Source organism: Kitasatospora sp. MBT66 (assembly GCF_000710405.2).
In the GTDB taxonomy this organism is placed as follows: domain Bacteria; phylum Actinomycetota; class Actinomycetes; order Streptomycetales; family Streptomycetaceae; genus Kitasatospora; species Kitasatospora purpeofusca.
Genome location: NZ_JAIY01000003.1, coordinates 808,453 through 812,283 on the forward strand (window position 1 = coordinate 808,453; position 3,831 = coordinate 812,283).

Here is a 3,831-nt window from a genome sequence, read left to right on the forward strand (position 1 = left end):
CACCTGGCCGGCCACCCGGACGACGAACACGGGCGAGGACATCCCGTCCAGTCCGGCCTCGTCGGCGTCCGCCGCCCCGGCCGCCCGCTCCAGACCGCCCAGGTCGACATCCCCGGCGGCGGCTTCCTCGACACGCAGGCCCGTCGGCGCCGCGGCCGGCCGGAAGCCCTCGTCGGCGACACAGGCAAGCCCGGCGGGCCCGAGAACCTCGCCGGTCGGCAGCGCCCTCCGGACCGATTCCGGATCCGTCAGCCGCTCGGCAGGCAGTGCGGCCACCGCCGTGCGGATGCGGTCGGCCGCCTCCCGGCTCGGAGCCGTCACGACGGCAGCCCCTCCCAGGAGCACGATGCCCGCCCAGCCGCGCGGGCAGATCCTCGACCCGGGAGACACGACGACGTGGATCTCGCCCGCCGCACCGAACGACACCGGTACCGCCGCCAGCTCCTGCCACACACCCCGGGCCCTGGCCAGTAAGGGATCTTTCGACATGGGCCGATCCTGCCAGCCGCAGAGGATCGCCCGCGCTCGGTTTTCCCGGGCGGAACCTCACCGGGGACCCGAACCGATCGGACCCCCGGGGCACGTCACCCGGCGGTCCGGCTGCCTCGCGACCGGCACCGCCACTCCGGCGGCGCTCCGCCGCCGTCACCGACAGCGACGCCGGACCGGCACCCGGCAGCGACCCGCCCCGGCCCGGCGCACCCCGTCCCACCTGCGGCGGAGCGCCGCAGGGACGGGCCCGGCGATGGCCGGGTGGGGAGCGGGTGGGGGCCGTAGGCACGGCCCCGCGCAGCAATGGGTAGTGGCCCCCATTGATCCCCGTACCATTCCGGGAGTCCGCTGGGTATCGGCCCGGTGGCCGCCGGGAGTCGTCCCGGGCCCAGCCCCTCCCCACCTGCCGCCCGGTGCCGTCCTCCCCCACGCACAGTGACCAGAGCCAGGTGAACGGCATGCACGACCTCCACCGACCGGCACGTCCGACGATGCGGCGGGCCGCGATGTACCTGCGGTGCCGGCCCTACGACGCGCGGGAGGCCGACTACATGCGGACCGCCATGGAGCAGCTGGCCGACCGGTTCGGGCTGCCGATGCCGGACGTGTACAGCGACCACGGTCTCAGCACCGACGGTCCGCTGCCGGCGCTGGAGAACCTGCTGGTGGCGGCCGAGCGCGGCTGGGTGGACGCGGTACTGGTCCCGGGCCCGTTCGTGTTCGCGCTCGACGACCGGGCGGCCGAGGAGATCGTCCGGCGGTTCGCCCGGGCGGGCTGCGAGGTGATCGAGGCGCCGGGACGGGTCGTCCGGCCCGTCGGGGTGACGCGACTGTCGGCCGTCCCCGGTTTCGGCCCGGTCCGGCCGCCCCGTCCCGCGCCGGACGAGGGCCCGGCCGCGTACCAGGCGGTCTGAACGGGACCGCGGGCCGCTGCCCGACGCCGGGCACCGGCCGACCCGGCCGACCCGGCCGACCGACGGACTAGAGAAGGAACCCGTATGGCCCGGACGACCCCGGCCCGGAACCCGGAGGCCGCGAAGCAGGCGTCGACGACGAAGGAACCCGTCACGACGAAGGCGGTCGGGAAGGCGAAGGCATCAAGGAAGGACGGCACCCCAGGACCGGACCCGCGCCGCCGCCGCACCGTCCGCCTCAGGATCCTCGCCGCCCTGGTGGCGGGCGCCGCCGCCGTCGGCGGAACGGTCGCCTACCGGACCGTCACCGGCGGCACCGGGGAACGCCCGGTCACCGTCGACGAGGCCTCCCGGCTGGCCCTGTCGCGGCTCAACCTGTTCCAGGCCAGCCCGGTCACGCTCGCCCTGACCGCCGCCGAGGGCGGCGACGTCACCGTCCGGGTCGAGGGCGTCGTGGACTACCGCGTCCGCCGGGGCGTCGGCCGCTACCAGGTCACCGGCGCGAGCGGCCCGCTCGACCACGGCCTGGTGGTGTGGGACGCCGGCGGCCTCGGGCTCGCCCCCGAACCCGCCGGGGTCGACGGCCCGGCCTGGAAGCAGGCCGAACGCGTCCCCCGGCAGGGTTGGTCCCCCCGCTCCTACACCGCCGACCCGCTGGACGCCGGGCTCCAACTGGTCGTCCAGCTCGGCGCCGACCGGCCCGACAACCCGCTGCTGCTCGCCCAGTCCGGGGCCCGCAGGCTCGGCGGGGAGCGGATCGACGGCCGGGACTACGACCGGTTCGCCGGCCCGCGCGCCCAGGGCGCCGCCCCCGACGGCGAGCGCTCGCCGCTCACCTACTGGGTCGACGGCGACGGCGGCCTGCGGCGGGTCACCATGCGGATGCCCGGCCTGGGTACGCCGACCGCGGTGGAGTTCTCCGGGCAGGACGGCGGCGCCGTGCTGCCCGAAGCCCCCTGGCTCACCGGCTGACCGCGCCCCCCCTTCGGGCTCCTGCCTCACCCCGCCGGGCGCGGCGGGAGCGAGCCGGCGTCCGTCGGCAGCGGGTACGCCGCCGGGTCCACCGGCCCCGGCAGCCCGGTCGCCGGGCGGGCCGGCGCCGCCGGGTCCACCGCGGACGGCACCGCGGGCGGTGCCGCCACCTGGCTGAACGGAACCCCCGGCGGTGCCTGCACCGGGGCCGGGCGCCCGGCGGCCAGCGGCCCGCGCCCCTGGCCGCCGCAGGCCGCCGCCGTCTCCAGGCCGTCCGGACTCTGGGCGCCGGGCCGGTTGCCGCTGAAGCAGTTGCCGGGATCGGCCGAGGCGAGCACCAGGTCCACGCCGTTGCCGTCCACCTGGTTGCCCTCGACCCGGTTGCCGCTCGCCGGGTGGCCCGCCGGATCCGTGACGACCACCCCGGCCGCGCGGTTGCCCCGGACGAGGTTGCGCTCCACCCGGTTCGCCGTCCCGCCGCCGATCCCGATGCCGATGCCGAAGCCCCCGTCGGCCTGCTGCGGGGTGTCGGCGGCGTTGTTGTCGACGACCACGTTGCCCGCGATCACCGCCCCGTGCTGCGGTGCCAGCGCCTCCAGGTCGTTGGAGTTCACCGTGACACCCACCCGGTTCCCGGCCACCCGGTTGCCCAGGATCGACAGGCCGTCCGAGGCGTTGGTCAGCTCGACCCCGACCGCGTTGCGCTCCACCGTGTTGCCGCGCACCAGGGTGTCGCAAGGCTTGCACTGCCCGACGTAGATACCGGAGTCGGCGTGCCCGGAGGCGTAGGAGTCCTCGATCACGCCGCCGCGCGCGTCGAACGCGTAGATGCCGTACAGGCCGTTGTTGTACGCCGTCACACCGGTCGCCCGGAAGCCCTGGACGGGCGGGAAGCGGGCGGTGTCCAGCGGGTCGTACGCCGATCCGCCTGCGCCGCGCTGCTGCAGCTTCTCGTCGGTGACACCGGTGAACAGCACGCCGTTGGCCAGGTAGTGGTGCACGGTGAGGTTCTCCACCACCGAGCCCGGGCCGGTGACGGTGATGCCGTTGGCCAGCTTCAGCCCGCCGTCGAGCACCACGGCGGAGCGGTCGGTCCCGCGCAGCACCAGGTTGCTCCGGGCGACGCGCACGCTCTCGCGGTAGGTGCCGGGGCCGATCAGCACCGTGTCGCCGTCGCGCGCGACGTCCACGGCCCGCTGGACGGTGGGGAAGTCCTCCGGCACCCGGACCACGTTCCCGGCCGGGTGCGCGGCGTCGCCGGAGCCCGAACCGCTGGAGGAACACCCGGTGGCCGTCCCGGCGGCCAGCGCCGCCACCACCACCGCGAGAGTCAACTGACGAACACGAAACGTGATTTGCATAGGACGTGTTCTATCGTCTCCAATAGGGCGCATGCCCACCGAACCGGAGAACGCGCCGCCGTCGGAGAACGCGCGGCCGTCGGACCCGCCCG

The 3,831-nt window shown here is 75.9% G+C and carries 4 protein-coding genes; 2 read left to right on the forward strand and 2 right to left on the reverse strand.

The genetic code is table 11. The features are described 5' to 3' along the window. Positions 1 to 489: hypothetical protein (locus BI06_RS50345; protein ID WP_051740275.1), on the reverse strand; the 489-nt coding region annotated here is incomplete at its 3' end. A 461-nt stretch (positions 490 to 950) separates the two neighbouring features. Here BI06_RS50345 and BI06_RS05630 point away from each other — a divergent pair. Both BI06_RS05630 and BI06_RS05635 read left to right on the forward strand, forming a co-directional pair. After that, positions 951 to 1,406, forward strand: coding sequence for a recombinase family protein (locus BI06_RS05630; protein ID WP_043465500.1), 456 nt, complete (start codon positions 951 to 953; stop codon positions 1,404 to 1,406). 84 nt (positions 1,407 to 1,490) lie between these two features. Further along, positions 1,491 to 2,378 (forward strand): hypothetical protein, encoded by an 888-nt coding sequence (locus BI06_RS05635; protein WP_149030274.1) that lies wholly within the window; start codon positions 1,491 to 1,493, stop codon positions 2,376 to 2,378. A 26-nt stretch (positions 2,379 to 2,404) separates the two neighbouring features. Here the strand turns inward: BI06_RS05635 and BI06_RS05640 are convergent, their stop codons facing one another. Then, positions 2,405 to 3,739 (reverse strand): nitrous oxide reductase family maturation protein NosD, encoded by a 1,335-nt coding sequence (locus BI06_RS05640; RefSeq protein ID WP_043465502.1) that lies wholly within the window; start codon positions 3,737 to 3,739, stop codon positions 2,405 to 2,407. Positions 3,740 to 3,831 lie beyond the last annotated feature (92 nt).

Coding starts and splice junctions, on each gene's coding strand:
- BI06_RS05630 (WP_043465500.1), top strand. CDS start 951: ATGCACGACCTCCACCGACCGGCACGTCCGACGATGCGGCGGGCCGCG.
- BI06_RS05635 (WP_149030274.1), top strand. CDS start 1,491: ATGGCCCGGACGACCCCGGCCCGGAACCCGGAGGCCGCGAAGCAGGCG.
- BI06_RS05640 (WP_043465502.1), bottom strand. CDS start 3,739: ATGCAAATCACGTTTCGTGTTCGTCAGTTGACTCTCGCGGTGGTGGTG.